The organism is Paraburkholderia atlantica (assembly GCF_009362785.1).
Taxonomy (GTDB): domain Bacteria; phylum Pseudomonadota; class Gammaproteobacteria; order Burkholderiales; family Burkholderiaceae; genus Paraburkholderia; species Paraburkholderia atlantica.
Window position 1 is genome coordinate 60,945 of the sequence record NZ_WHNQ01000011.1, and the last position, 23,450, is coordinate 84,394.

Below are 23,450 nucleotides of genomic sequence, written 5' to 3' on the forward strand. Positions count from 1 at the left end.
ATGAATGCGCCGTCATGAACCGATTGTCCTCGACCCGGCTGGGAAGTCACAAGTCGCCAATACGCATGTGTGACATGCACACGACGTTATCGTGCGCGTGTCACGGGCATGTCAATGCGCCTCCTCCCAGTTCAGCCCCGCGCCGACTTCGGCGACCAGCGGCACCTTCAGCGCGGCGACGCCGCACATCAGTTCTGGCAGACGTTTGCGGACTTCGGACAACTCGGCGTCGGGCACTTCGAGAATCAGTTCGTCGTGCACCTGCATGATCATGCGCGTGCCGATCTTCGAGTCTTCGATCCAGTTCTGCACGGCGATCATCGACATCTTGATCAGGTCGGCCGCGGTGCCCTGCATCGGCGCGTTGATCGCGGCCCGCTCCGCGGCCTGGCGGCGCGGACCGTTGCCGCCGTTGATCTCGGGCAGCCACAGACGGCGGCCGAACACCGTTTCGACGTAGCCCTTCGCCTTCGCGCTCAAGCGCGTCTCGTCCATATAGCGAGCGACACCGGGATAGCGCGCGAAGTAGCGGTCGATATACATCTTCGCGGCATCGCGCGTGATGCCGAGATTCGACGCGAGGCCGAAGGCGCTCATGCCGTAGATGAGACCGAAGTTGATGACCTTCGCGACGCGTCGCTGATCGCTCGACACTTCGAGCGGCGTCACGTTGAAGATTTCCGATGCAGTGGCGCGGTGAATGTCCTCACCCTGCGAAAACGCACGCATCAGCGATTCGTCGCCGGAGATGTGCGCCATGATGCGCAATTCGATCTGCGAGTAATCGGCGGACACGAGTTTGTGACCCGGCGGCGCGATGAACGCCTCGCGGATGCGTCGGCCTTCGCCGGTACGCACCGGAATGTTCTGCAGGTTCGGATCGTTCGACGCGAGCCGCCCCGTCACCGCGACGGCCTGCGCGTAGTTCGTATGCACGCGGCCGGTTTGCGAATTGACCATGCGCGGCAGCTTGTCGGTATAGGTCGACTTCAGTTTCGACAGGCCGCGATGCTCGAGCAGGATCTTCGGCAGCGGGTAGTCTTCGGCGAGCTTCTGCAGCACCTCTTCGTCGGTGGACGGCGCGCCGCTCGGCGTCTTCTTGATGACCGGCAGTTCGAGCTTCTCGAAGAAAATCTGCCCGATCTGCTTCGGCGAGCCGAGGTTGAATTCGCCGCCGGCCAGTTCGTACGCGTTGCCTTCGAGCTCGATCAGACGGGTGGCGATTTCGCTGCTCTGCTGACGCAGTTTCTCCGCGTCGATCAGCACGCCAGTGCGCTCCATCTTGCGCAGTACGCGCGAAGTCGGCACTTCGATCTCGCGATAGACGTGGTCGAGCGACTTCTCCACGGCGATCTGCGGATACAAGGCCTGATGCAAACGCAGCGTGATGTCTGCGTCTTCGGCCGCATACTCGGCGGCTTTGTCGAGCGCGACTTCGTCGAAGCCGATCTGCTGCGCGCCCTTGCCCGCAACCTCCTCATACTTGATCGTCTTCACGCCGAGATGACGCAACGCGAGGCTGTCCATGTCGTGCGTGCGGTGCGATTCGAGCACGTACGATTCGAGCAGCGTGTCATGCTCGACGCCGCGCATTTCGATGCCGTAATTGGCGAGCACCTGTTCGTCGTACTTCAGATGCTGGCCGACCTTCTTGTGGTCCGCGCTTTCGAGCCAGGGCTTGAGTTTCGCGAGCACTTCGTCGCGCGGCAGCTGCACCGGCGCGTCGGGGCCGCGATGCGCGAGCGGCAAATACGCGGCACGGCCCGCTTCGACCGACAGCGACAAGCCGACGATCTGCGCGACCATCGGATCGAGCGACGTGGTTTCGGAATCGAACGAGGTGAGCTCGGCCGCATTGATCTTGTCGAGCCACGCGTCGAGCTGCTCCCATGTTTGCACGGTCTCGTAGTGGCGCTCGTGATCGACGGACAGCGCGGGAGGCACGTCGGTTTCCGGACCTTCGACCGCATCGGCAATTTCGACTTCGCGCAGCCACGTCTTGAAGCCGTGTCGCGTGAACAAATCTCGCAATTCTTCGCGCGACTCGGGAAGGCTCGGCAAGCTTTCTTCGATCGACACGATGTGCCCGGTCAGATCGCAATGACGCTCGACAGTGACGAGCTTGCGCGCCATCGGCAAGAAGTCCAGCGCGCGGCGCAGGTTGTCGCCGACCGCGCCCTTGATCTCGCTCGCATGCTCGACGATGCCATCTAGCGACTCATATTGCGTCAGCCATTTGACCGCTGTTTTCGGACCGCATTTCTCGACGCCCGGCACGTTGTCGACGGTATCGCCGATCAGCGACAGATAATCGATGATGCGCTCCGGCGGCACGCCGAACTTCGCGACCACGCCGTCGCGGTCGAGAGTTTCGTTGGTCATCGTATTGACGAGAGTGACGCGGTTCGACACGAGCTGCGCGAGGTCCTTGTCGCCGGTCGATACGACCACGTTCATGCCAAGCTTTTCTGCCTCGGTGCACAGCGTGCCGATCACGTCGTCCGCTTCGACGCGATCGATCATCAGCAGCGGCCAGCCGAGCGCGCGCACCGCGACGTGAATCGGCTCGATCTGACGGGCAAGATCTTCCGGCATCGATGGACGGTTCGCCTTGTACTCCGGATACCAGTCGTCGCGAAACGTTTTGCCCTTGGCGTCGAACACGCACGCGCTATACTCTGCTGTGACTTCCTTGCGCATGCGCCGCAGCATGTTGATCATCCCATAGAGCGCACCCGTCGGGCCACCCTCGGGGCCGCGTAGATCAGGCATCGCATGGTAGGCCCGGTACAGATAACTCGAACCGTCGACCAACAGCAGGGTCTTACCTTCAAGGCTTCGTTCTTCAGGCATTATGACTAAGAGAAAAGTGATTCCGAGTCTGCGATCGCTCGCAGATCAAGAGCGCGCAACGGCCAAAAAAGCCCGCGCATCGTGGCAGATGTTCACGATTATGGCAGAGTTTATCGAGGCGACCGAGTACCTGTCGGAGATTCGCCCGGCGGTCAGCATCTACGGTTCGGCGCGCCTGAAACCGAACTCGCCGTACTACAAACTCGCCACGCAGATCGCGCGCAAATTGTCGGACGCAGGCTTCGCGGTGATCTCTGGCGGCGGCCCCGGCATCATGGAAGCGGCCAACAAGGGCGCGCATGCGGGCAAGGCGCCGTCGGTCGGTCTGAACATCGAGTTGCCGCACGAGCAGTCGGGCAATCAATGGCAAGACATCTCATTGCGCTTCCGCCATTTCTTCACGCGCAAGGTCACGTTCGTGAAGAATTCGGACGCGGTGATCGTGATGCCCGGCGGCTTCGGCACGCTCGACGAACTGGCCGAAGTGCTGACGCTGATCCAGACCAAGAAGTCACGCCACGTGCCGATCATTCTGGTCGGCGCCGAGTTCTGGGAGGGTCTGCTCGCGTGGTTCAAGAGTTCGCTGATCCCGATGGGTTTGATCAATCCGACCGACATCGATCTGATGCAGGTGATCGACAATCCGGATCAGGTGCTCGAAGCGGTGCTCAAGTTCTACGAAGATCGCGAGGAAGGCGAAGCGCATCCGGTCAAGTCGGACGAAGACCGGATGTTCTACCTGTGATCGCATGACGCTGCGCGCCTCGCATTACGCGTAGCACGATGCATGCATTGCGCACACATCAAGTCGCGCACATGGCGGGCAGCCTTCGGGCTGCCCGCTTTCGTTTGGCAGGCATGCCCTTCGGCGCTAACGTGCCCAGCTTGTACTCGAAGCTCGCGATATGAACAGCGAACTCACCTCGCCCGAAGCTGCGCTCGCACCCACGCCGACGTTGCGTGAGATCTTCGGCGGCTTTCTCGGCCTCGGCCTCATTTCATTCGGCGGCGCGTTGCCGCTCGCGCGCCGCGCACTCGTCGAGCAACGCCGTTGGCTGACCAGTGACGAATTCGCCGACCTGCTCGGCCTCTGTCAATTTCTGCCCGGCGGCGATAGCGTGGGCGGCTACCGCGTTCACGGCCGTGATGGCGACGAAGACGCGGATTCATCCGTTGTGGCTGCTGGCCGCCGGAAGAAGCCTGATCGGGTTGACCGGGATCTGGCAAGGGTGAGCCGGCGAGCATCGCCTCGACACCTGGTGAAACCGATCGATCAGGAAGACTACCCTCGCCCTGGCTGTTTATCGCACCTCGTCCTGAGTTACTGAAACGCGACTTCCGCGAAACTCCGCAGCTTGCGGCTATGCAAGCGATGCAGCCCGTTCATCCGCAGCAGTTCCATTGCCTTCACACCGATCTGCAGATGCTGATCGACCTGCGCGCGATAGAACTGATCGGCCATACCCGGTAGTTTCAGTTCACCGTGCAGTGGCTTGTCCGACACGCACAGCAATGTGCCGTAAGGCACGCGGAAGCGAAAGCCGTTCGCGGCGATCGTCGCGCTTTCCATATCGAGCGCGATCGCGCGGCTCTGCGACAACCGCTGCACCGGCTCGCGATGATCGCGCAGCTCCCAGTTGCGATTGTCGACGCTCGCCACGGTGCCTGTGCGCATCACACGCTTCAGCTCGACGCCATCGAGCTGCGTGACCTGCGCGACCGCACGCTCGAGCGCGACCTGCACTTCGGCGAGCGCCGGAATCGGCACCCACAGCGGCAGATCGTCATCGAGCACATGATCTTCGCGCACATAGCCGTGCGCGAGCACGTAGTCGCCGAGACGCTGCGTGTTGCGCAGCCCCGCGCAATGGCCGAGCATGATCCATGCGTGCGGACGCAGCACCGCGATGTGATCGGTGATGGTCTTCGCATTCGACGGCCCGACCCCGATGTTGACCATCGTGATGCCACTGCCGTCCGCGCGTTTGAGGTGATACGCGGGCATCTGCGGCAGACGCGGCGGCGGTGTGCCCTCCTGCGCCTGCTCGCCGAGATTCTCGTTGTAGGTGATGACGTCGCCGGGTTCGACGAACGACGTGTATTCGCTGCGATAGGCTCGCAACTCCGCGTCGTCGGTTCGGGCCATCATCGCGCGGCCGAGCTTTACGAATTCGTCGATATAGAACTGGTAGTTCGTGTACAGCACGTAGTTCTGCACATGCGTCGGCGAGGTTGCGGTGTAGTGCTTCAGCCGATGCAGCGAAAAATCGACGCGCGCCGCCGTAAACAATGCGAGCGGATGCGGCTCGCCCGGCAGCGGCTCGTACGTGCCGTTGACGATGCGGTCGTCGAGCAGCGCGAGATCCGGCGTATCGAAGATGTCGCGCATCAGGAACAGGCGCTCGCGGTCCAGATCGCCTTCGAGGTGGATGCCCTCGGCGAATGCGAAATGAATTGGAATCGGCTGGTCAGACACGCCGACCTCGATCTGCACGTGATGGTTCTTCGCCAGCAGCCGCAGTTGCTCGCGATAGTAGTTACCGAACAGGTCGGGCCGCGTGACGGTCGTCTCGAACACGCCCGGCCCCGCGACGAACCCGTACGAGCGGCGCGAATCGACGTGCGTGTTGACCTCGGTACGCACGCGCACGAACGGATAGCAGGCGCGCACACGATGGTCGAACTGCTCGTTGCGGCGATAGCGCGCGAACGCATCGCGCAGGAACGACGTGTTCGCCTCGTAGATCGCGGCGAGGCGGGTGACGGCTGCGGCCGCGTCGTCGAAGCCTTCGGTCGGGAAGCTGTTGGCGGGAGTCTGCACCATGCGCTGATTGATATCGTTGTTCATCATCATCGTTCACCCTTTTTGATGAGACGACATTACCACGGAACCCGCTGTTGCCAAATGTCGGCGGCGACGCTTGCAACAGCGCTGGCGAGAACGCGCGCGCGTTGCGCGAAAGCGGCGCAAAATAAGGCTTGGCGCCCGTACGCCAGACCGGATTTGCTAGAATCTGGGCACCCCATTGGAGAATCACCATGAAGCCGCTCCTTCCCATCGCTGTTGCGCTGGCTCTCGCCTTCGGCAACGCCGCGATGGCTGCCCAGCCCGTCGACGAACCGCCGCCCGCCGGCGTGCCCCAGTCCGCCAATGAACGGGCCGGTCTGCCGGACCTTGCCAAGATCAATCGTCCAGCCGCAGAGGTCAGCTCGAAGGTCGACATCAACAACGTGCCGCGCACGCCGAGCTTTCACGAAGTCAGCCCGAACGGCACCGAAATCACTGAATTCCGCGACAAGGGCAAGCCGGTCGAAATCAACGTGCAATCGAATTTCGGCACCCGCTACCAGATGAGCGCGTCGCCCGACACGTCGCCCACCGTTCACGACAGCGGCAAGCCCAGCACCCGCCTGCCGTCGGTGAATCTCCGCTATTAATCGTTACGAAAGCGGCGCGCCGGCAACGGCGGCCGCGGTGTGGTCGTGGCCCGGTTACACCCGATCGCGGCCGCTGCGCGATGAACTTGCACTGAATGCGGCGACGCGTACACTTCGCCGTTCCGCACTCGTCGCCGCTCCGTCACATTCGTTTGTCTCACCTCGCACTGGCCGCACCGCGCCAGCCCGAACAACCTGATCCGACGTTTCCGCATGGCCGTCTTCACCGCTGTCAACGAATCCCAACTCGCAGAATGGATGAGTCACTACGATCTCGGCGATGTCGTCGAGTTTCGCGGCATTTCGTCCGGCATTGAAAACAGCAACTTCTTTCTGACGACGACGCGCGGCGAATACGTGCTGACCATTTTCGAGAAGCTGACAGCTGAACAACTGCCGTTCTATCTGGACCTGATGCGGCATCTTGCCGCGCATCGCGTGCCGGTACCGGACCCGATGCCGCGCCTCGACGGCGCGCTGTTCGGCATGCTGCTCGGCAAACCCGCGACCATCGTGACGAAGCTCGAAGGCGCCCCCGAACTCGCGCCGGGCGTCGAGCACTGCGCCGAGGTCGGCCACATGCTCGCGCGCATGCACCTGGCGGGCCGCGACTATCCGCGTTATCAGCCGAACCTGCGCAGCCTGCCGTGGTGGCGCGAAACGGTGCCGACGATCCTGCCGTATCTGGAAGGCGAGCAGCGCGATCTGCTGGCGTCCGAGCTTGCGCATCAGGAAGCGTTCTTCGCCTCCGCCGATTACGCGGCGATGCCCTCTGGTCCGTGCCACGCCGACCTGTTCCGCGACAACGCGATGTTCGCGCACGCGGCGCCCGAGACCGGCCACGAAGTGCGGCTCGGTGGCTTCTTCGATTTCTATTTCGCCGGCTGCGACAAGTGGCTATTCGACGTCGCGGTGACGGTCAACGACTGGTGCGTCGACCTCGCAACGGGCAAGCTCGACACCGAACGCACCGAGGCGCTGTTGCGCGCGTATCAGACGGTGCGGCCGTTCACCGTCGAGGAAAACCATCACTGGGGCGACATGCTGCGCGCTGGTGCATACCGTTTCTGGGTCTCGCGCCTGTATGATTTTCATTTGCCGCGCGCGGCCGAACTGCTGAAGCCGCACGACCCCGGTCATTTCGAACGCATTCTGCGCGAGCGCCTGCTGGGCGTCGCAAATCCAGGCATCCATACCCCATGCAACTGATCGAAGTTCCCGCGAAAACCGGCTACGTGTGGTTCCGCCAGGGCATCTGGCTGTTCCGCAAGAATCCGCTCGCCTTCCTGACGCTGTTCTTCACCTATTTGCTGGTGATGACGCTCGTATCGCAGATTCCAGTGGTCGGCGGCGTGTTGCCGCTGTTGTTCATTCCGGGCGTCGCGGTCGGCTTCATGGCCGCGTGTCGCAACACGATCGCGGGCAAACCGGTGTTTCCGACCATCCTCGTCGACGGATTTCATTCGTATGGCCCGGTGGTCGCGCGGCGGTTGCTAGCGCTCGGCGCGCTGTATGTAGTCGCGATGGCGCTCGTGCTGGCCGGCTCAGCGCTCGCCGACGGCGGCATGCTGCTGAAGGTGATGCTCGGCAACGCGTCGATGGATGAAAACGCAATCGCCAACAGCAATATCCCGCTCGCGGTGATCACCGCGCTCGCGTTCTATGTGCCGGTCGCGATGCTGTTCTGGTTCTCGCCGATCCTCGCCGCCTGGCACGACGTGCCGCCCGTCAAGGCGATGTTCTTCAGCGTCGTCAGTTGCTGGCGCAATCGCGGCGCTTTCATCGTGTTCGCGGCGCTGTGGTTCGCAGTCGCAACAGTCGTGTCGATCGGCCTGTCCGCGCTGATGCAGGCGCTCGGCGCGGCCGACTTCGCGTTCGCGATCCTGATGCCCGCGACGATGATCGTCACGACCATGCTGTACTGCTCGTTCTACGCGACCTATCGCGGCTGCTTCGGCGTGCAGACGCCGCAAACGCCGGATCTGCCGACCACGCCGGCAGCCTGATCCGTCGCTCCCGCGCGGGTGCCGTCCTGGCGCCCGCGCATTGCGTGTACCGCGCGCATCTTCCCGACGTCTCCGTCGAAACACTTCTCCCAACGCCCGGCATCCTGAATCGATTTGCGGCACAATGGTTTGTGTGCAATCCATTTGCACGCTCTTTTTTTGCCGAGGTGGATCATGACCCAGCGCCCCGCTCTCCCCTTCACGCTCGACGAGCAACTGTGCTTCGCGCTCTACTCGACCTCGCTCGCGATGACGAAAGCGTATAAGCCGCTGCTCGACAAGCTCGGACTCACGTATCCACAGTATCTGGCGATGCTCGTGCTGTGGGAAACCGACGACGTCACCGTCAAGGACATGGCCACGCGTCTGAATCTCGATCCAGCGACGGTCACGCCACTGCTCAAGCGCCTCGAATTGCAAGGACTCGTCGAGCGCGCGCGCGGCACCGACGATGAGCGCCTCGTCTACATTCGCCTGACGGGCGCGGGCAAGGCGCTCAAGCGTCAGGCGCGCGACGTGCCCGGCGAGATCCTCTGCGCGACGCAGCAGTCGCCGGACTTCCTGCTGCGTCTGCGCGACGACCTCACACGCCTGCGCACGACGCTCAACGATTTCATGGACCAGTAGTGCGGTAACTGAAACAGACTAGTTCCGGTTCCACCGCAAAATTCATTTGCACGCAAATGATTTGTGTACTATCTTACTCACATGCCGCTTCGCTAGCACTTCGCCAGACCGGCGAACCGGCAGCCAGCGGCAAACATGCCAACCCTGACACCCAAGACAAGGAGCTGCACCATGAACATCCTCTACAAGGCAAGCGCAACGAGCACCGGTGGCCGCGACGGCCGCGCCGTATCGTCGGACAATGCATTGGACGTGAAGCTGGCCGCGCCGCGTGAGCTCGGCGGAAATGGCGCCGCAGGGACGAATCCTGAACAGCTGTTTGCGGCCGGCTACTCGGCCTGTTTCCTGAGCGCCATGAAGTTCGTCGCCGGCCAGCGCAAGCAGGTCCTGCCGGCCGACACGCAGGTTTCCGCCGACGTCGGCATCGGTCCGAACGACAAGGGCGGCTTCGCACTCGACATCGATCTGCGTATCTCGCTGCCTGGCCTCGCTGCGGACGCAGCGAAGGAACTCGTCGACGCGGCGCACCAGGTCTGCCCGTACTCGAACGCCACGCGTAACAACGTCGCGGTTCGTCTGCACGTCGCTTGAGGTTGAGGTCGGCGGTTGCGCCGATCGGCAATGCCCACGAAGAACCGCTGACGGCGCATTACCCGGCGCCGTCGCGACCAGCGCCCGCACCCTGCACAATAGGGACGGGCGTTGACCATTTTGGCGCGCGGCACGCAAACTGCGGTGCCGGACCTCGACCACCTTCATCTCGACCGCCCCTCCCGATGACACGCGCCCGCCGCCTGCACGACAGCTTCGACTCCGGCCTCGTCTGGTTCCGCCGCGATCTGCGCAACGCCGATCATGCCGCGCTGTACTACGCGCTCAAGCATTGTGAGCGCGTCTGGTGCGTGTTCGTGTTCGACACGACGATCCTGCAGCCGATCGTCGATGCCTGGCAGACCCGTCACCCGGGGGAGCCGGTAAAGGATCGCCGCATCGACTTCATTCTCGCGTCGCTGGCTGAACTCGACGACGCGCTGCGCGCGAACGGCGGCGGTCTCGTCGTGCTATACGGCGATCCGGCCGAGCTGGTGCCGAAGCTCGCGGCGGAGCTGCGCGTCGATGCGGTGTTCGCGAATCACGACTACGAGCCGGTTGCGATCGAACGCGACGCAACAGTCGGCGAGCGTCTCTCGGAAGCGGGCCGGCAGTGGCTAACGTTCAAGGACCAGACGATTTTCGAGCGCGACGAGTTGCTGAACGGCCAGGACAAGCCATTCGCGGTCTTCACGCCATATAAGAACGCGTGGCTCAAGCAACTGAGCGCGTTCGACCTGAAGCCTTACCCGGTGGAGACCTACGCGAAGCATCTGGCGGCGCTGCCGCGCAAGCTCGACCGTCGGTTGCCCACGCTCGATCAGCTCGGCTTCGCGCCGAGCAACCTGACGGACTTGCCACTGCGCACCGGCATGAGCGGTGCGCAACAGTTGCTCGACGATTTCCTGACACGCATCGACAGCTACGCGGAGCGGCGCGATTTCCCCGCCGCGAAAGGGCCGAGCTATCTGTCGGTGCATCTGCGCTTCGGCACGGTGTCGATCCGCACGCTCGCACGGCTCGCGTACGAGATGTCGCTGCAACCGGACGGCAACGGCGCGGCAACCTGGTTGTCGGAACTGATCTGGCGGGATTTCTACTTCATGGTCCTGGCGCACCACCCGCGCATCGCGAAAGGCGCACCGTTCAAAGCGGAATACGAGCATTTGCGCTGGGAAAAAGGCCCCTCGGCCGATGCGGCGTTCGCCGCCTGGTGCGACGGCCGCACCGGCTATCCGCTCGTCGATGCCGCGATGCTGCAGTTGAACGAGACCGGCTATATGCACAACCGTCTGCGCATGGTCACGGCGAGCTTCCTGGCGAAGGATCTCGGCGTCGACTGGCGGCTCGGCGAGCGCTACTTCGCCGATCTGCTGAACGACTTCGATTTCTCGGCGAACAATGGGGGCTGGCAGTGGGCCGCGTCGACCGGCTGCGACGCGCAGCCTTACTTCCGCATATTCAATCCGGTCACGCAATCCGAAAAATTCGACCCCGACGGACGCTTTATCAAACGATATCTACCGCAGCTCGCCCAGTTGCCGGCAAAATGGATTCACGCGCCATGGCTGGCGGGCGCGGAGCGGCTCGCGGAATTCGGCGTGGTGCTAGGCGGGAATTATCCCGAACCGATCGTCGATCACGCACAGGCTCGCGAGCGCACACTGGCCCGATACGGAAAGTGAGTGCCTGCTGACATCATTGAACAAGAAGGACTGGAGGGGGTGAAGATGCGCCGTCTACCGTCGCTGCTCGTGTTTCTGATTCTGACGCTGGCGGCCGGCTGGGCTGCGAGTCTGTCACTGCCGGACGCGTGGTACGCGGGCCTGCAAAAACCCGTGTTCAATCCGCCGAACTGGGTTTTCCCGCCGGTGTGGATCGTGCTCTACGTGCTGATGGCGTTTTCCGCGTGGCGCGTGTGGAAGCGCGATGGCCCGACCGCGGCCATCGTACTGTGGGTCGTGCAGCTTATATTCAACGCTGCGTGGATGTGGCTGTTTTTCGGCCTGCATCGGCCGGAGATGGCGCTGATCGACATCCTGATCTTGCTGCTGCTGATCGTGATGCTGACGTATGTGTTCTGGCGGCGCGATCGCCTCGCGGGCGTTCTGCTCGTGCCGTATGTCATTTGGGTCGCGTATGCGGCGCTCTTGAACTACGCGTTGTGGCAGCTGAATCCGGCTGCTTAGCCGTAGTGCTGGCTCATCCACGACGGCGCCCGCACGTTCGCGTCCTGATCGAGCTTGCGCATGCGGAATTCGAGGTCGTAGAGATCGGTCGCTTCAGCCAGATAAGCGTCAGCGCGTTCTTTTGCGAGCTGGTCCGGCGACTTGGTCAAAAACAGGAACAGGCGGCTGATCAGATACATGGTTCACCTCGGCAATGATAGCTAGGCGTTTACGCCTAAGGGATAACCCGTATTATAGGGAAAACCCTGATTTCGCGCTACTGTTCATTTTGGAGGTGTTGCTCGAGCGTCACCGCCCGGCCGACGATGCCGCCAATCCTTCCGCGATGCGGCCCGCGTCCGTGCGACGTTGATGCCGGAAAAACTCCCACAGCATCGCGCTCGCGTCCGGGCCTTTGGACGAATGGAACGGCAGCGCATCGTCGCCTCCGGCCCATGCGTGGCCCAGCCCCTGCACGCGACACACCCGCACCACGCGCCGCCCGCCGCGCAGATAATCGCGCACCACGACGCCATTTTTGCGGTCTTCGCGCGTCTCGCCGGCTTTATGCGCGCCGTTTGCATCGATGAGGCGGTTCAGGCGCACGAACTGTGTCGCCAACTGGTCCGCGTTGACCGGCGTGACCACATGGTCGGCGTCGCCGTGGATGATCAGTGCCGGCATGCCCGGGTACTGCGCGACGTTCGTCGTTTCGTCGACGAGTTCCACCGGCTCGCGACGTGCGCCCCGCCGCATCACGTCCATCGCGGTAATGCCGGAGCGCGCCTCGCCGAAAGCGGGGCCGGAATGCAGCGCCACAGCGGCGAAACGTTGCGGATACTTGACGGCCAACAGTGCCGTCAGTCCCGCGCCCGCGGAAATCCCCGCCACGTACACACGCTCGCGGTCAAAGCCGTGCTGCTCGACCAACGCATCCACCAGCGAGACGACCGCGCGCGCTTCCGCGCCGCCCGCGTTGTCGCCGGCGTCGTACCAATGCCAGCAGCGGTGTGAGTGCGCGTGCTTCGATTGCTCGGGGTACACGACCGCGAAGCCGTAGCGATCGGCGAGCAGATTCATGCGCGTGCCTTCGGCGAACTCGTCGATCGACTGCGTGCAGCCATGCAGCATCACGACGAGCGGCATTGCCTCGTGCGCGTGCCCGGACGGAATATAGAGCCCGTACTGCAGGTGATTGACCAGCCGGCCCGGCGCGGCCGGCGCGGAATGGAACGAGCGCGTCCACGCGCCGCTTGCCCACGCGGCCGCGCGGGGGCGCACGCGCGACTCGCGCGGTGCTTCGCGTTTTGCGGGTGTGCGCAGCGCGGCAGTCGGCTTCAGTGAATGAGCTTTGCTCGACGGTTTGGTGGTGGCAGCGCGAGCAGGTCGCGCCTGTGTTCGTTTGGCGGTTTTTTGCGCGTGTTCAGTTTGGATCGCGAGCAGGCGCTTGAAACCGCGCAGCCAGATTTTCGACAGGCTTTTTGCCATCGGCGATAGCCTCGCAAAAGGGACAAAAGCGGACCCCAGATACTGCGGATCAGATGGAGTTGTGCAATGCACAATAACATCATTTTTCATGCGTTGCTGAACATCGGCGCCGCTCTTCGCGCCCATTTCAGTCGCCTCGAACCCTGCCGGCAGCCAGTCGTCAAACTACGTCGATAGCTGTTCGGCAGCCCACACTTCAGCGCGCAAAAGCGCCGTGCGCCGCGAGACCGTTCGCGCGACACCCGACTATACTGGCGGTTGATCTCCCGACGTGTCGATCCTGGCCGCATCGGCGTTTCGCGCCGGCAGCGCGCCGATTTCCACCAACCCGATTTCACGCGGCCTCCGTCGCGCTCTGCCCATGCCCGATTTGCCGATCCACCTGTGGTATTCGATCACCAGCCTCGGCGGCGCCGGCTTGACGCTGCCGCTCGCGTTCGCGATAGCGCTGTGGTTGGCGGTCGGCTACTCGTGGCGGCTCGCGGCCTGCTGGCTCGCACTGCTTGGTACGGCGATCGGCGTCGTAACCGTGACCAAGCTCGCCTTCCTCGGCTGGGGCGTGGGCGTTCGGGAGCTCGATTTCACCGGCGTCAGCGGTCACTCCATGCTGTCCACTGCCGTCTATCCGGTCGCGCTATTTTTGATGCTATTGCCCGCGCGCCGCGCTATCCGGCTGCTCGGCGTGCTCGCGGGGCTTGCCGCCGGCCTGGCGGTGGGCTTGTCGCGCGTCGTGCTGAGCGCGCATTCGCCGTCCGAAGCAGTGACTGGGTGCCTCGTCGGCGCCCTTGCCGCGCTCGCGTTCGTGCGGATCGCGTGGAACGCGGAAGCAGACCGGCTGTCGGCCTTGCCGGTCGCCGTCAGCATGATGGTGCTCGCACTGTTGATGCACGGCGTGCACGTGCCCACGCAGCGCTGGGTCACGCATATCGCGTTGAAGGTGTCCGGCCACGACCGGCCGTTCATTCGCGCGACATGGCGGTCCACGCGCATCATTCGACCGTCGGCCGCGCCGCTGTCGCAAACGCGCAATACGCTCGAACCGATGCGCCGGTCGGACATCTGAACGCCGCGCCGGCCCTTCGGCGCGTTTTCCGAGCTTCCTTTTACAGTTTCGTAACACTTCGCTTGCGCTCGCGCTATGCGTGAAGCGCAACGCCGAATCGATCGTTTCACCCACCGCTATAACCGCGCATATATTACGATAGAGTCTTTAAGCCACTGCTTCCCGTTCACGTCAAACTCCAGCGCCTACATGACTCCCTCTTGGCATCTGAAGCAATACGCGCTGTGCGTCGCAGCCGCCGTCTCCGTCGTGGTCAGCGTGAATGCGCACGCCGATGAACTGGTGGTCTCGGCCGCCGCCAGCCTGACGAATGCGTTCAAGGCGGTCGGCGACGCGTTCGAGCAGCAGCATCCCGGCACCAAGATTCTGCTGAACTTCGGCGCGTCCGACGTGCTGATGCAACAGATCGTCAAAGGTGCGCCCGCCGACGTTTTCGCGTCCGCGGATCAGAAGGCAATGGACAAGGCCGCCGCCGAAAAGGTGATCGTGCCGGCGACGCGGCGCGACTTCGCCGCCAACTCGCTGGTACTGATCGTGCCGGCCGACAGTCACTTCGCGCCAGCCAACCTCAACGCGCTGACAACCGCGAACGTCAAGCGCGTGGCGTTCGGCGATCCGGCCTCGGTGCCGGTCGGCCGCTACACGCAGGGCGCGCTGCAGGCCGCGGGCGTGTGGGACGCGGTCAACGCGAAGGCGGTGCTTGCGTCGAACGTGCGTCAAAGCCTCGATTACGTCGCGCGCGGCGAAGTCGACGCCGGTTTCGTGTTCGGCACCGACGCCGCGATCATGCCCGACAAGGTCAAGGTCGCGATGAACCTGCCGACGCAAACGCCGATCACCTATCCGCTCGCGCAGGTCGAAGGCAGCCATCACGCGGCCGACGCGCAGGCATTTATCGACTTCGTGCTGTCGCCGGCCGGCCAGGCCGTGCTCGCGAAGTACGGCTTCAAGCCGGCGCATTGATTCACGGGAGAGCACCCGCTCATGGAACAGGCCTGGGTTCCGCTGCTGCTATCGCTGAAGGTCGCGGGCTGGGCCACCGCGCTCAATCTCGTGCTCGGCGTCGCGGTGGCGCTCGGTCTGTCGCGGTGGCGCTCCGGCGCGCGCGACGTGATCGATTCGCTGCTGATGCTGCCGCTCGTGCTGCCGCCCACCGTGCTCGGCTACTACCTGCTGGTGCTGCTCGGCCGACGCGGCGTGATCGGCGCGTGGCTCGACCGCTTCGACATCCAGCTCGTCTTCACGTGGCAGGGTGCGGTGATCGCGTCGACGGTGGTCGCGTTTCCGCTCGTGCTGAAGTCGGCGCGCGCCGCCTTCGAAGGCGTCGATCCGCAGTTGGAGCACGCCGCGCGCACGCTCGGCGTCAGCGAGGCCGCGGTGTTTTTCCGCGTGACGCTGCCGCTCGCCGCGCGCGGCATCCTGGCCGGTGGCCTGCTCGCGTTCGCGCGCGCGCTCGGCGAATTCGGCGCGACGCTGATGATCGCGGGCAACCTGCCGGGCCGCACGCAGACACTATCGGTCGCGGTCTATTCGGCGGTGCAGGCCGGCGACGACAGCACCGCCAACTTCCTCGTGCTCGTGACCTCGGTCGCGTGCGTGACGATCCTGTTGCTCGCGGGACGCCTCGTGCCGCAGCACACGCTTCTGAGAGCCCGCTGACATGCCGCTCAACGTCGCCATCCGCAAGACCTTCGAGACCGCCGAGCGGCGCTTCACGCTCGACGTCGCATTCAGCGCGAACACGCAGCGGCTCGTGCTGTTCGGACCGTCGGGCGCGGGCAAGAGCCTGACCTTGCAGGCGATCGCCGGCCTGCTGCGTCCCGATGAAGGGACCATCACACTGCACGGCACCACCTTGTTCGATAGCGCGGTCGGCATCGATCAGAAGCCGCAGGCGCGCAAGATCGCGTATCTGTTTCAGGACTACGCGCTGTTTCCGCATCTGAACGTGCGGCAGAACATCGGCTTCGGGTTGCGTCAGGGCTGGCTCAATCCGCATGCGCGCGGCGCGCACGCGGAGGTCGATTACTGGCTCGACGCGCTCGAATTGAGGGGCGTGGCGGGCAATCATCCGGCGCAACTGTCGGGCGGGCAGAAGCAGCGGGTCGCACTCGCGCGCGCGCTGGTTTCGCAGCCGCGCCTGCTACTGCTCGACGAACCGTTTTCCGCGCTGGACAGCCAACTGCGCCAGCGCATGCGGCGCGAGCTATCGGACTTGCAAACGCGGCTCGATATTCCGATGGTGCTGATCACGCACGATCCCGACGACGTCGCCGCATTCGGCGATCAGGTCGTGCAGGTCAGCGACGGCCGCGTGCGCGAGGATTATCCTTTTCCGGGGTATGCGCGCAGCGAGGCGTCACCTCGTTGAGCGGGTGGCTTGGCGGCCCTCGCTTTGCGGCTCCATGTGCGGCCCAAGTAGGCCGCGGCGACCCTCAATCCTTCACGCCGAGTATCACGCTCGACGCCTTGAACACCGCGACCGCGCTCGCGCCTTCCTGCAAACCGAGCGTGTCGACGCTGCCATTGGTGACGACCGCGGTGACAACCGCGCCGCCTTCGAGCCCGAGCGACACTTCCGCGTTGACCGCTCCGCGCTTCACGCTCTGCACGGTGCCGCGCAACTGATTGCGCGCCGACAGTTTCAACGGCGCATCGACATCGCCGTCACCCGCAACGAGCAGCACGACCCACGACGCCTTGATCAGCGCAAACGCCGCCACGCCGACCGCGAGCCCGAGCGCTTCGGTGCTCTCGTGCGTAAGCACGGCGACGATCGTGTGGCCGCCGGGCAACGCGAGCGACACTTCGTCGTTGACGGTGCCGCGCTCGATCGCCGACACCGTGCCGTAGAACTGATTGCGCGCGCTCGTCTTCACGCCGATGCGGCCGATCAGGTCCCAGTCCGTCGCGAAGCCCTCGCCGATCGCCGCGCCCGCGCGTTCGAGAAAGCGCCGATGCTCGCGCTCGACCGCGCGAAACGTGTCGATCAGCTTCACCGCGCGCGGCGTCAGCGTCGTGCCGCCGCCGCCCTTGCCGCCGGTCAGACGCACGACGAGCGGCTCGCCGGCGAGGTTGTTCATCGTGTCGATGGCGTCCCACGCGCCTTTGTAGCTGATGCCGACCGCCTTCGCCGCGCTCGTGATCGAGCCGGTCTCGCCGATCGCCGCGAGCAGCGCGATACGGGCCGCGCCGCCGAGCGTCTGCGTGCCGGCTTGAAACCAGACGGAGCCGCCGAGTTCGAGGGCGTCGCGGGGAGGATCGGGGCGGTCGGTGGTCATGGCGGACAGCGGTCGAGAGTGTGTGCCAGGGCGGCAAATCATTATAGCGACGCGCTCTTGCGCCGCTGACCGCTACGCTTGCGGTTCACCGCGGCACGACTCTGCCGAGGTAGTCGAATGGAGCGTTTCCTGTCGTTGCACTCGGGTTCAATCCGGTCAACGAAATAGAGTCGCGCGTGACACCGGGCGGAAGATGCAATGCTTGCACTTGCCGATCGTGAATCGTCGACAATGAGCAAGTGCCCGAATCAGGAGACCGCGCGATGCCACCTTCCGATCGATACTGGTTTCCGGCGAAACGCTACGGCTGGGGTTGGGGCCTTCCCGTGCGCTGGCAAGGATGGGTGACGCTGCTCGCATATCTCGTGTTGATCGGGGTGGTCGCTTTCCGGTTTCAACCCGTGGGTCATCCGCTCCCGTTCGCGTTGCTGGTCGCGCTATTGACCGTGGCCCTCGCGGTCGTCTGCTGGCTGAAGGGCGAACCGCCGCGCTGGCGGTGGGGTAAGGACTAACCGGCTCGCTCAGTCACCGGATTCACGGAAATATCGGTTCGACGCGCCCAAGCCATTGCCACGCCAAACGCCGCCAGAGAAACCAGTGACACGAGAAGCACGGCCCACTCCACAGGGAAATAGCTCTGCCCGATTGTCCAGATCATCGCGGCTGAAATCGGCGCGACGCCCTTTGCAACATTGGACGGCGTAGACAGCAGCCCGTTGATCGCGCCAAATCCTTCAACCCACATGACGTCCTGCACGATCGTTCCACGCAGGATGGTCATCATGCCGTTCGCTCCGCCGTAGATCAGCGCGAAAACGATCAGCAGCACGGGCGATGCGCCGGCAATCAGCAGGATCACTACCGAAAGCGGAAATGCGGTCGTGATGACCAGGCCGACGATCTTCGGAGAGACGTTCCGTCCAAATGCGAACCACAGAACACGCGCCAAAACTTGAGCGGGGCCGATGAGCGCCATCGTCAACAGGATGGTGGACTGTTGGACATGACGCTCGGCCATCAGCGGAACGAGGTGAAACGTCAATGCCGCGAACGTGACGTAGTAAGCGGTGAAGCACACCGCGAGTGCCCAGAACACCGGTGAACGCAACGCGCGCCGGGTGGAAGCAGCGTTCACCGCCTTGATCGCGGCCTTGTCGACGGCAGCAGCATGGCGTGCGCTGTCTCCCCGGATCGCCAGTGCGTGACTGGGCACGCAGACGCAGAGATTGATCGCCGCTAGCGCGAGCAGCGCATGACGCCACCCGAGCAGATTGATGAGCAACTGCGTAAGCGGAATGAATGCGGTGCTCGCGAATCCAGCGACAAGGGTTATCAGCGTGATCTTCGTGCGGAAGCTGCCCGGATAGTTTCGCGTGATCACTGCGAAAACCGGGTCGTACAGCGTGGCCGCCATCGAGATGCCAAGGCCCACCCAGGCGACAAACAGCATCGCCAGGCTGTTTGCCTGTGACCACATCACGAGCATGGCGGATGCGAGCAGCGATCCCACCACCATGACGGCCCGGCCATGGCCGTGGTCGATCCACGTGCCGACCGGATACGCAGCCAGCCCGGACACGAGCAGCCCGACAGACAGCGCCGCGTTGGTCGATGTCCGGCTCCAACCCAGCGCATGTTCCATCGGTACGACGAAAAGCGAGAACGCGTAGTAGATCGCTCCCCACGAAACGAGTTGCGCGGTGGCTAGTGCCCACGTCGCGATCGAACCTCGATCCTGCTGCTGCGCGAACGCTGTCACTTCTGATGTCCCCGTTGTGCGCGCGGTTTGCCCTGAATCAATGCTGCCTGTCAAGGCGCCGCGCAACATGCCTTCTCCGCGACCGGCGCCCTTGCAGGCGCACAGCACGAACTCTTGCCGCCGTCATGCCCGCTGACGTCACGGTCGGTACTGCATACACCCGTTTCCGGCAGTTCGAGTTCGACGCGACGCGCGGCCTCGAAGTCGCCCGCGAGCCATGCGGCAATGGAACGCACCTGTTCGTAGCCCGTCGCCATCAGGAAGGTCGGAGCGCGGCCATAGCTGGCCATTCCGGCGATGTAGAGTCCCGTATCGGGCTGCGCCAGTATCTCGGCGCCATGCGGCCGCACCGTACCGCATGAATGGAGATTCGGATCGATCAGCGGGGCCAGGGCGCGAGGGCATTCCAGCGCTGCGTCGAGATCGAGACGCACTTCGCGCAGGATCTTCAGCTCCGGCCGAAGCCCCGTCGCTACGATCAATTCGTCGACCGCGACGGCACGCCCGTCAGCGTCCCGAACCTCGAGGGCACTACCGTTCACTGTGATTTCGTCGACGGCAAACGGCGTCAGCAGTTCGATGCGACCCGCGTTGACCAGTTGCCTGAGCCGCTGACCCAGTGCGCCGCGCTCCGGCAACTGGTCAGCGTCGCCGCCACCGTAGACCTGACCTGGCTGCGAGCGTCGCATCGCCCAGACGATGGCCGCGCCAGGCTCCTGCGCTGCCAGCTTGGCGAGGTCGATCAGCGTGCCGATAGCCGAGTGTCCGGAGCCGATGACCAGCACCTTTTTGCCCGCATAACGGCTACGGTCTGCGCCCAGAACGTCGGGCATGCCGTAGCGAATACGTTCGTGAGCCGCCTTTTCACCGATAGCCGCCAATCCGGACGCGCCAGCTGGAGCCGGATTTCCCCACGTGCCCGTCGCAACGATGACGGCAGCGGCAACGAGACGCCCTTCTGCGCCATTGCTTTCCTCGAAGCGGATATCGAACGGCTGTTGCTCGCGCTGCGCGTTCTTGACTTTACCCGTGCGGATTCGGGCGATACCAGTGACGCGCGTGCCAAGGCGCAGGCAACCCGCAATCTCAGGCGTGCGCGCGAGCGGCAGCAGATACTGCTCGGCCAGTTCCCGTCCCGTCGGATAGGTGTCAGCGTCGGGTGCCGACCATCCTTGCCGTTCGAGCAACGCACGCGAAGCGCGGTCGATGTTGTACCGCCACGACGAAAACATCTGGACGTGGCCCCAGGCCAGCGGCGCAGCGCCTACCGTCGCTTCTGCTTCGAAGATGACCGGACTCAACCCTTGCTGAATCAGATGAGCGGCCGCAGCGAGACCAACCGGACCTCCACCGATGATTGCGACGGGCAGAGACGAGTCGAACTGTTGTTCGGACACCTGGGGCGCGGGGGCGCTTTTCGGGCGGCAGCATGAAGACACGGCTAACTCCTGAGTAGTAGTTTCTATGTAGTCGAGAGCAAAGCGATTGCGTATTGCTGAGTCAGTGGCCAGTCTGATTCACGCGCTTCGACAGTCGGGTTCACCGCGTTGAACGACTGCGAGCCGCCGCTCGCCTGTGCCTGCATTGCGGATCATCGCTAGCGTATTGCTCGACGTGCAGCAATCCGGTTCGTGGTAGATGACAAAGTGGTTCATGTGCTTTCTCCGCTGCCGCTCAGGCACATTCGTACCAGTTCCTGGAACGGTTCCCGACGCGCACGACGAGCAGCATTACCGGCACTTCGACGAGCACGCCGACCACAGTTGCGAGCGCAGCACCCGATTCGAAACCGAACAGACCAATCGCGGTGGCGACAGCCAGTTCGAAGAAGTTGGATGCTCCGATCAGCGCCGACGGGCAGGCAATGTTGTGCTTTTCACCGACCGCACGATTGAGCCAGTACGCCAGGGCCGAGTTGAAAAACACCTGGATCAGGATCGGAACAGCCAGCAGCACGATGACCAGCGGCTGCCGGATGATCGCCTCGCCCTGGAACGCGAACAGCAGCACAAGCGTCACCAGCAGTGCCGTAATGGACCAGGGGCCCAGCTTTGCCATGAACGCATCGAACGTCTGCGGCCCCTTTGCGAGCAGCGCCTTGCGCAAGATCTGCGCGAGGATGACCGGAATGACGATGTAGAGCACGACGGATGTGAGCAGCGTCGCCCACGGCACGGTAATGGCCGACATGCCAAGCAGCAGCCCGACCAGTGGCGCGAAGGCGATGATCATGATGCTGTCGTTCAAGGCGACCTGCGACAGCGTAAACAACGGATCGCCACCAGTCAGCCGGCTCCAGACGAACACCATCGCCGTGCACGGCGCGGCGGCCAGCAAGATCAGCCCGGCGACATAGCTATTCAGCTGATCGGCGGGCAACATGGGCGCAAAGAGGTTCTTGATGAATAGCCAACCCAGAAATGCCATCGAGAACGGCTTGACGAGCCAGTTCACGAAAAGCGTGACGCCGATCCCCTTAACGTGCTGACGGACCTCATGCAGCGAACCGAAATCGACCTTGATGAGCATCGGGATGATCATCACCCAGATCAGCAGTCCGACCGGGAGGTTGACGTGTGCGTATTCCATCTGCCCGATGCGCTGAAAGACGCCGGGAAAGAGCTGGCCTAGCACGATGCCTACGACGATGCACAGCGCGACCCAGATGGTCAGATATCGCTCGAAGAAACTGATGGCGGGCCTCGACGCTTGTGACGGCGCCGCGATGTTTGGGGTATTCATTCGGCTGTTGGACGGAAATCAGCTTTGCTGGATGCGGTTCAGGGCTTGCTGAAGGTCGGTATTGCCGAGGGTATTCAGGGGCAATGCCAGCAGTTGCAGCATGCGATAGCCAATTGCCTCGCGCGTCAGCTCGAACGCCTGCCGTTTGCCTTCGTCGCCTCCCGGAGCGTTGGACGGGTCGGCGTATCCCCAATGCACGTTGACGGGACTGCCGGGCCAGAACGGACATTCCTCCGCTGCAGCGCTGTCGCACACGGTGATCACCACTCGCATTTGCGGAGCGCCTGGCGCCACGAACTCGTGCCAGCTTTTACTTCGATAACCCGCTGTATCGATACCCGCGTTCGTGAGCGCTTCCAGAGCGAACGGGTTAACGCGGCCGCTCGGTGCGCTGCCTGCGCTGTAGGCGCGGACATCCTTGCCAAGCTTTTGGGCCCAATGATTGAGCATGCCCTCGCCCAGCACGCTGCGCGCCGAGTTGTGGGTGCAGAGAATGAGAACGTTCGTGGTCATGACGGGGTTCCGGTCATTCTTTGCTGCTGCAGACGTTGGGAACATCACCCGCCGAGCACGATGCGCCGGCGCAGCAGTTTTCCGTGAGAAAACCGATCAGGTCCGTCATTGCGTCGAAATTTGCCGTGTAGATGACGAAGCGTCCGTCCTGACGAGGCTTCACCAGCTCTGCTTGAGACAGGTCCTTCAGGTGGAACGACAGGCTCGACGGCGCCATGCCCAACTGTTGGGCGATTTCGCCAGCAGGCATGCCTTCTCGCCCCGCGACAACCAGAAGTCGGAAGATCGCGAGTCGCGAATCGTGGGCAAGAGCGCCGAGCGCACGGACGGCAAGGTTCGAGTTCATGCGCGGAGGATACGTCAACCGCTTCGACATTTCAACATTTGTGGAAATATCGATCGGGATGCACGACGGCGGGCGTCTCATGTGAGCGATCCGCGCCCGCGCAATGCCAGGCTACAACTGAGAGCAGTACTGGCAGAGGCCATTCCCGAACGACCAGTTCTCCTTCTCGACCTCGACGAGGTTGATGAACACATCCTCGGGCCGCACGCCCGGCGACTTCCCGAGTTCATCGACGATGCGCCGGTACAGCGCCTTCTTCTGCTCGACCGAGCGCGTGTTGCTGACGGTCAGCTGGATCACGACGAGATCGTCGCCGCGCTCGATGTTCAGGTACTGCCGGTCGTAAATCATGTTGTCGGCCGTGTGCTCGGTGATCAGCATGAACATGTCGTCCTTCGGCACGTTGAACGTGTCCACCAGCGAGCGCTGAATACCGGCGGCCAGCGCGTGGCGGTAGTCGGCCGGCTTGCCGGCGCGCAGTGAGATTCGGGTGAGCGGCATGATGGGCTCCTTGTTGCGGTGTTGGGTTGAACACAGCGTAGGCGCGCTCGATCATAATAAACAGATATCCGTGT

At 63.5% G+C, this 23,450-nt stretch carries 25 protein-coding genes and 1 pseudogene; 14 read left to right on the forward strand and 12 right to left on the reverse strand.

What is annotated here, in order from left to right; translation table 11 throughout:
- Positions 1 to 111: 111 nt before the first annotated feature.
- The gene (polA, locus tag GCT19_RS17665; protein WP_152852639.1) at positions 112 to 2,853 is read right to left on the reverse strand and encodes a DNA polymerase I; all 2,742 of its coding nucleotides are present in this window, start codon (positions 2,851 to 2,853) and stop codon (positions 112 to 114) included.
- A gap of 1 nt (position 2,854) precedes the next feature.
- On the opposite strand from polA, the gene GCT19_RS17670 reads away from it, so the two are divergent.
- The gene (locus GCT19_RS17670) at positions 2,855 to 3,598 is read left to right on the forward strand and encodes an LOG family protein (protein WP_013092994.1); all 744 of its coding nucleotides are present in this window, start codon (positions 2,855 to 2,857) and stop codon (positions 3,596 to 3,598) included.
- A gap of 160 nt (positions 3,599 to 3,758) precedes the next feature.
- Positions 3,759 to 4,004: pseudogene (locus GCT19_RS17675) on the forward strand (chromate transporter); the annotation flags it as partial.
- A 170-nt stretch (positions 4,005 to 4,174) separates the two neighbouring features.
- Here the strand turns inward: GCT19_RS17675 and GCT19_RS17685 are convergent.
- A complete protein-coding gene (locus GCT19_RS17685) occupies positions 4,175 to 5,701 on the reverse strand; it encodes an AMP nucleosidase (RefSeq protein ID WP_152852704.1) in 1,527 nt (508 codons plus the stop codon).
- 191 nt (positions 5,702 to 5,892) lie between these two features.
- On the opposite strand from GCT19_RS17685, the gene GCT19_RS17690 reads away from it, so the two are divergent.
- From GCT19_RS17690 to GCT19_RS17720, 7 genes are all read left to right on the forward strand, one after another.
- Positions 5,893 to 6,291, forward strand: a complete 399-nt coding sequence (locus tag GCT19_RS17690) for a hypothetical protein (protein ID WP_013092991.1) — start codon at positions 5,893 to 5,895, stop codon at positions 6,289 to 6,291.
- A 213-nt stretch (positions 6,292 to 6,504) separates the two neighbouring features.
- Complete coding sequence (locus tag GCT19_RS17695) at positions 6,505 to 7,500, forward strand: homoserine kinase (RefSeq protein ID WP_013092990.1); 996 nt, start codon at positions 6,505 to 6,507, stop codon at positions 7,498 to 7,500.
- Complete coding sequence (locus GCT19_RS17700; protein ID WP_018433904.1) at positions 7,491 to 8,297, forward strand: BPSS1780 family membrane protein; 807 nt, start codon at positions 7,491 to 7,493, stop codon at positions 8,295 to 8,297. Before GCT19_RS17695 ends, GCT19_RS17700 begins: the two co-directional genes overlap by 10 nt.
- A 174-nt stretch (positions 8,298 to 8,471) precedes the next feature.
- Positions 8,472 to 8,924 carry a MarR family winged helix-turn-helix transcriptional regulator gene (locus GCT19_RS17705; RefSeq protein WP_013092988.1) on the forward strand — a complete coding sequence of 151 codons (453 nt, stop codon included), beginning with the start codon at positions 8,472 to 8,474 and terminating at the stop codon, positions 8,922 to 8,924.
- Positions 8,925 to 9,095: 171 nt separating this feature from the next.
- A complete protein-coding gene (locus GCT19_RS17710) occupies positions 9,096 to 9,515 on the forward strand; it encodes an organic hydroperoxide resistance protein (protein ID WP_018433905.1) in 420 nt (139 codons plus the stop codon).
- Between the two features lie 185 nt (positions 9,516 to 9,700).
- The gene (locus GCT19_RS17715; RefSeq protein ID WP_152852640.1) at positions 9,701 to 11,200 is read left to right on the forward strand and encodes a cryptochrome/photolyase family protein; all 1,500 of its coding nucleotides are present in this window, start codon (positions 9,701 to 9,703) and stop codon (positions 11,198 to 11,200) included.
- 45 nt (positions 11,201 to 11,245) lie between these two features.
- Entirely contained in the window at positions 11,246 to 11,704 is a 459-nt protein-coding gene (locus GCT19_RS17720) for a TspO/MBR family protein (RefSeq protein WP_152852641.1), read from the forward strand.
- On the opposite strand, the gene GCT19_RS17725 is transcribed toward GCT19_RS17720, so the two are convergent.
- Both GCT19_RS17725 and GCT19_RS17730 read right to left on the reverse strand, forming a co-directional pair.
- Complete coding sequence (locus tag GCT19_RS17725; RefSeq protein ID WP_013092984.1) at positions 11,701 to 11,883, reverse strand: DUF3563 family protein; 183 nt, start codon at positions 11,881 to 11,883, stop codon at positions 11,701 to 11,703. The genes GCT19_RS17720 and GCT19_RS17725 overlap by 4 nt on opposite strands.
- Positions 11,884 to 11,992: 109 nt before the next feature.
- A complete protein-coding gene (locus GCT19_RS17730) occupies positions 11,993 to 13,171 on the reverse strand; it encodes an extracellular catalytic domain type 1 short-chain-length polyhydroxyalkanoate depolymerase (protein WP_152852642.1) in 1,179 nt (392 codons plus the stop codon).
- 361 nt (positions 13,172 to 13,532) lie between these two features.
- Here GCT19_RS17730 and GCT19_RS17735 point away from each other — a divergent pair, with 361 nt between their 5' ends.
- The 4 genes from GCT19_RS17735 to GCT19_RS17750 all read left to right on the forward strand — a co-directional run bounded on the left by GCT19_RS17735 (position 13,533) and on the right by GCT19_RS17750 (position 16,605).
- Positions 13,533 to 14,234, forward strand: coding sequence for a phosphatase PAP2 family protein (locus GCT19_RS17735; RefSeq protein ID WP_013092982.1), 702 nt, complete (start codon positions 13,533 to 13,535; stop codon positions 14,232 to 14,234).
- 189 nt (positions 14,235 to 14,423) lie between these two features.
- The gene (gene modA, locus GCT19_RS17740; protein ID WP_152852643.1) at positions 14,424 to 15,197 is read left to right on the forward strand and encodes a molybdate ABC transporter substrate-binding protein; all 774 of its coding nucleotides are present in this window, start codon (positions 14,424 to 14,426) and stop codon (positions 15,195 to 15,197) included.
- A gap of 21 nt (positions 15,198 to 15,218) precedes the next feature.
- Positions 15,219 to 15,893, forward strand: a complete 675-nt coding sequence (gene modB / locus GCT19_RS17745; RefSeq protein WP_013092980.1) for a molybdate ABC transporter permease subunit — start codon at positions 15,219 to 15,221, stop codon at positions 15,891 to 15,893.
- Between the two features lies 1 nt (position 15,894).
- Entirely contained in the window at positions 15,895 to 16,605 is a 711-nt protein-coding gene (locus GCT19_RS17750) for a sulfate/molybdate ABC transporter ATP-binding protein (RefSeq protein WP_152852644.1), read from the forward strand.
- Positions 16,606 to 16,669: 64 nt separating this feature from the next.
- Here GCT19_RS17750 and GCT19_RS17755 read toward each other — a convergent pair whose 3' ends face one another.
- Positions 16,670 to 17,515, reverse strand: coding sequence for a TOBE domain-containing protein (locus GCT19_RS17755; RefSeq protein ID WP_152852645.1), 846 nt, complete (start codon positions 17,513 to 17,515; stop codon positions 16,670 to 16,672).
- Between the two features lie 263 nt (positions 17,516 to 17,778).
- Between GCT19_RS17755 and GCT19_RS17760 the strand changes: the two genes are divergently transcribed.
- Positions 17,779 to 18,027 carry a hypothetical protein gene (locus tag GCT19_RS17760; RefSeq protein ID WP_152852646.1) on the forward strand — a complete coding sequence of 83 codons (249 nt, stop codon included), beginning with the start codon at positions 17,779 to 17,781 and terminating at the stop codon, positions 18,025 to 18,027.
- On the opposite strand, the gene GCT19_RS17765 is transcribed toward GCT19_RS17760, so the two are convergent.
- The 7 genes from GCT19_RS17765 to GCT19_RS17790 all read right to left on the reverse strand — a co-directional run bounded on the left by GCT19_RS17765 (position 18,024) and on the right by GCT19_RS17790 (position 23,376).
- Positions 18,024 to 19,274: an MFS transporter gene (locus GCT19_RS17765; RefSeq protein ID WP_321576818.1), complete on the reverse strand. Its 1,251-nt coding sequence runs from the start codon at positions 19,272 to 19,274 to the stop codon at positions 18,024 to 18,026. The genes GCT19_RS17760 and GCT19_RS17765 overlap by 4 nt on opposite strands.
- Positions 19,275 to 19,324: 50 nt before the next feature.
- Positions 19,325 to 20,671 (reverse strand): NAD(P)-binding domain-containing protein, encoded by a 1,347-nt coding sequence (locus tag GCT19_RS17770; protein ID WP_321576819.1) that lies wholly within the window; start codon positions 20,669 to 20,671, stop codon positions 19,325 to 19,327.
- Between the two features lie 120 nt (positions 20,672 to 20,791).
- Positions 20,792 to 20,929 (reverse strand): hypothetical protein, encoded by a 138-nt coding sequence (locus GCT19_RS42770; protein ID WP_193727411.1) that lies wholly within the window; start codon positions 20,927 to 20,929, stop codon positions 20,792 to 20,794.
- A gap of 19 nt (positions 20,930 to 20,948) precedes the next feature.
- On the reverse strand, positions 20,949 to 22,016 hold the full coding sequence (arsB, locus tag GCT19_RS17775; protein ID WP_152852647.1) for an ACR3 family arsenite efflux transporter: 1,068 nt from the start codon (positions 22,014 to 22,016) through the stop codon (positions 20,949 to 20,951).
- An 18-nt stretch (positions 22,017 to 22,034) separates the two neighbouring features.
- Complete coding sequence (locus tag GCT19_RS17780) at positions 22,035 to 22,529, reverse strand: arsenate reductase ArsC (protein WP_152852648.1); 495 nt, start codon at positions 22,527 to 22,529, stop codon at positions 22,035 to 22,037.
- 13 nt (positions 22,530 to 22,542) lie between these two features.
- Positions 22,543 to 22,875: an ArsR/SmtB family transcription factor gene (locus tag GCT19_RS17785; RefSeq protein WP_026228386.1), complete on the reverse strand. Its 333-nt coding sequence runs from the start codon at positions 22,873 to 22,875 to the stop codon at positions 22,543 to 22,545.
- A gap of 111 nt (positions 22,876 to 22,986) precedes the next feature.
- On the reverse strand, positions 22,987 to 23,376 hold the full coding sequence (locus GCT19_RS17790) for a tautomerase family protein (RefSeq protein WP_152852649.1): 390 nt from the start codon (positions 23,374 to 23,376) through the stop codon (positions 22,987 to 22,989).
- Between the last annotated feature and the right edge of the window lie 74 nt (positions 23,377 to 23,450).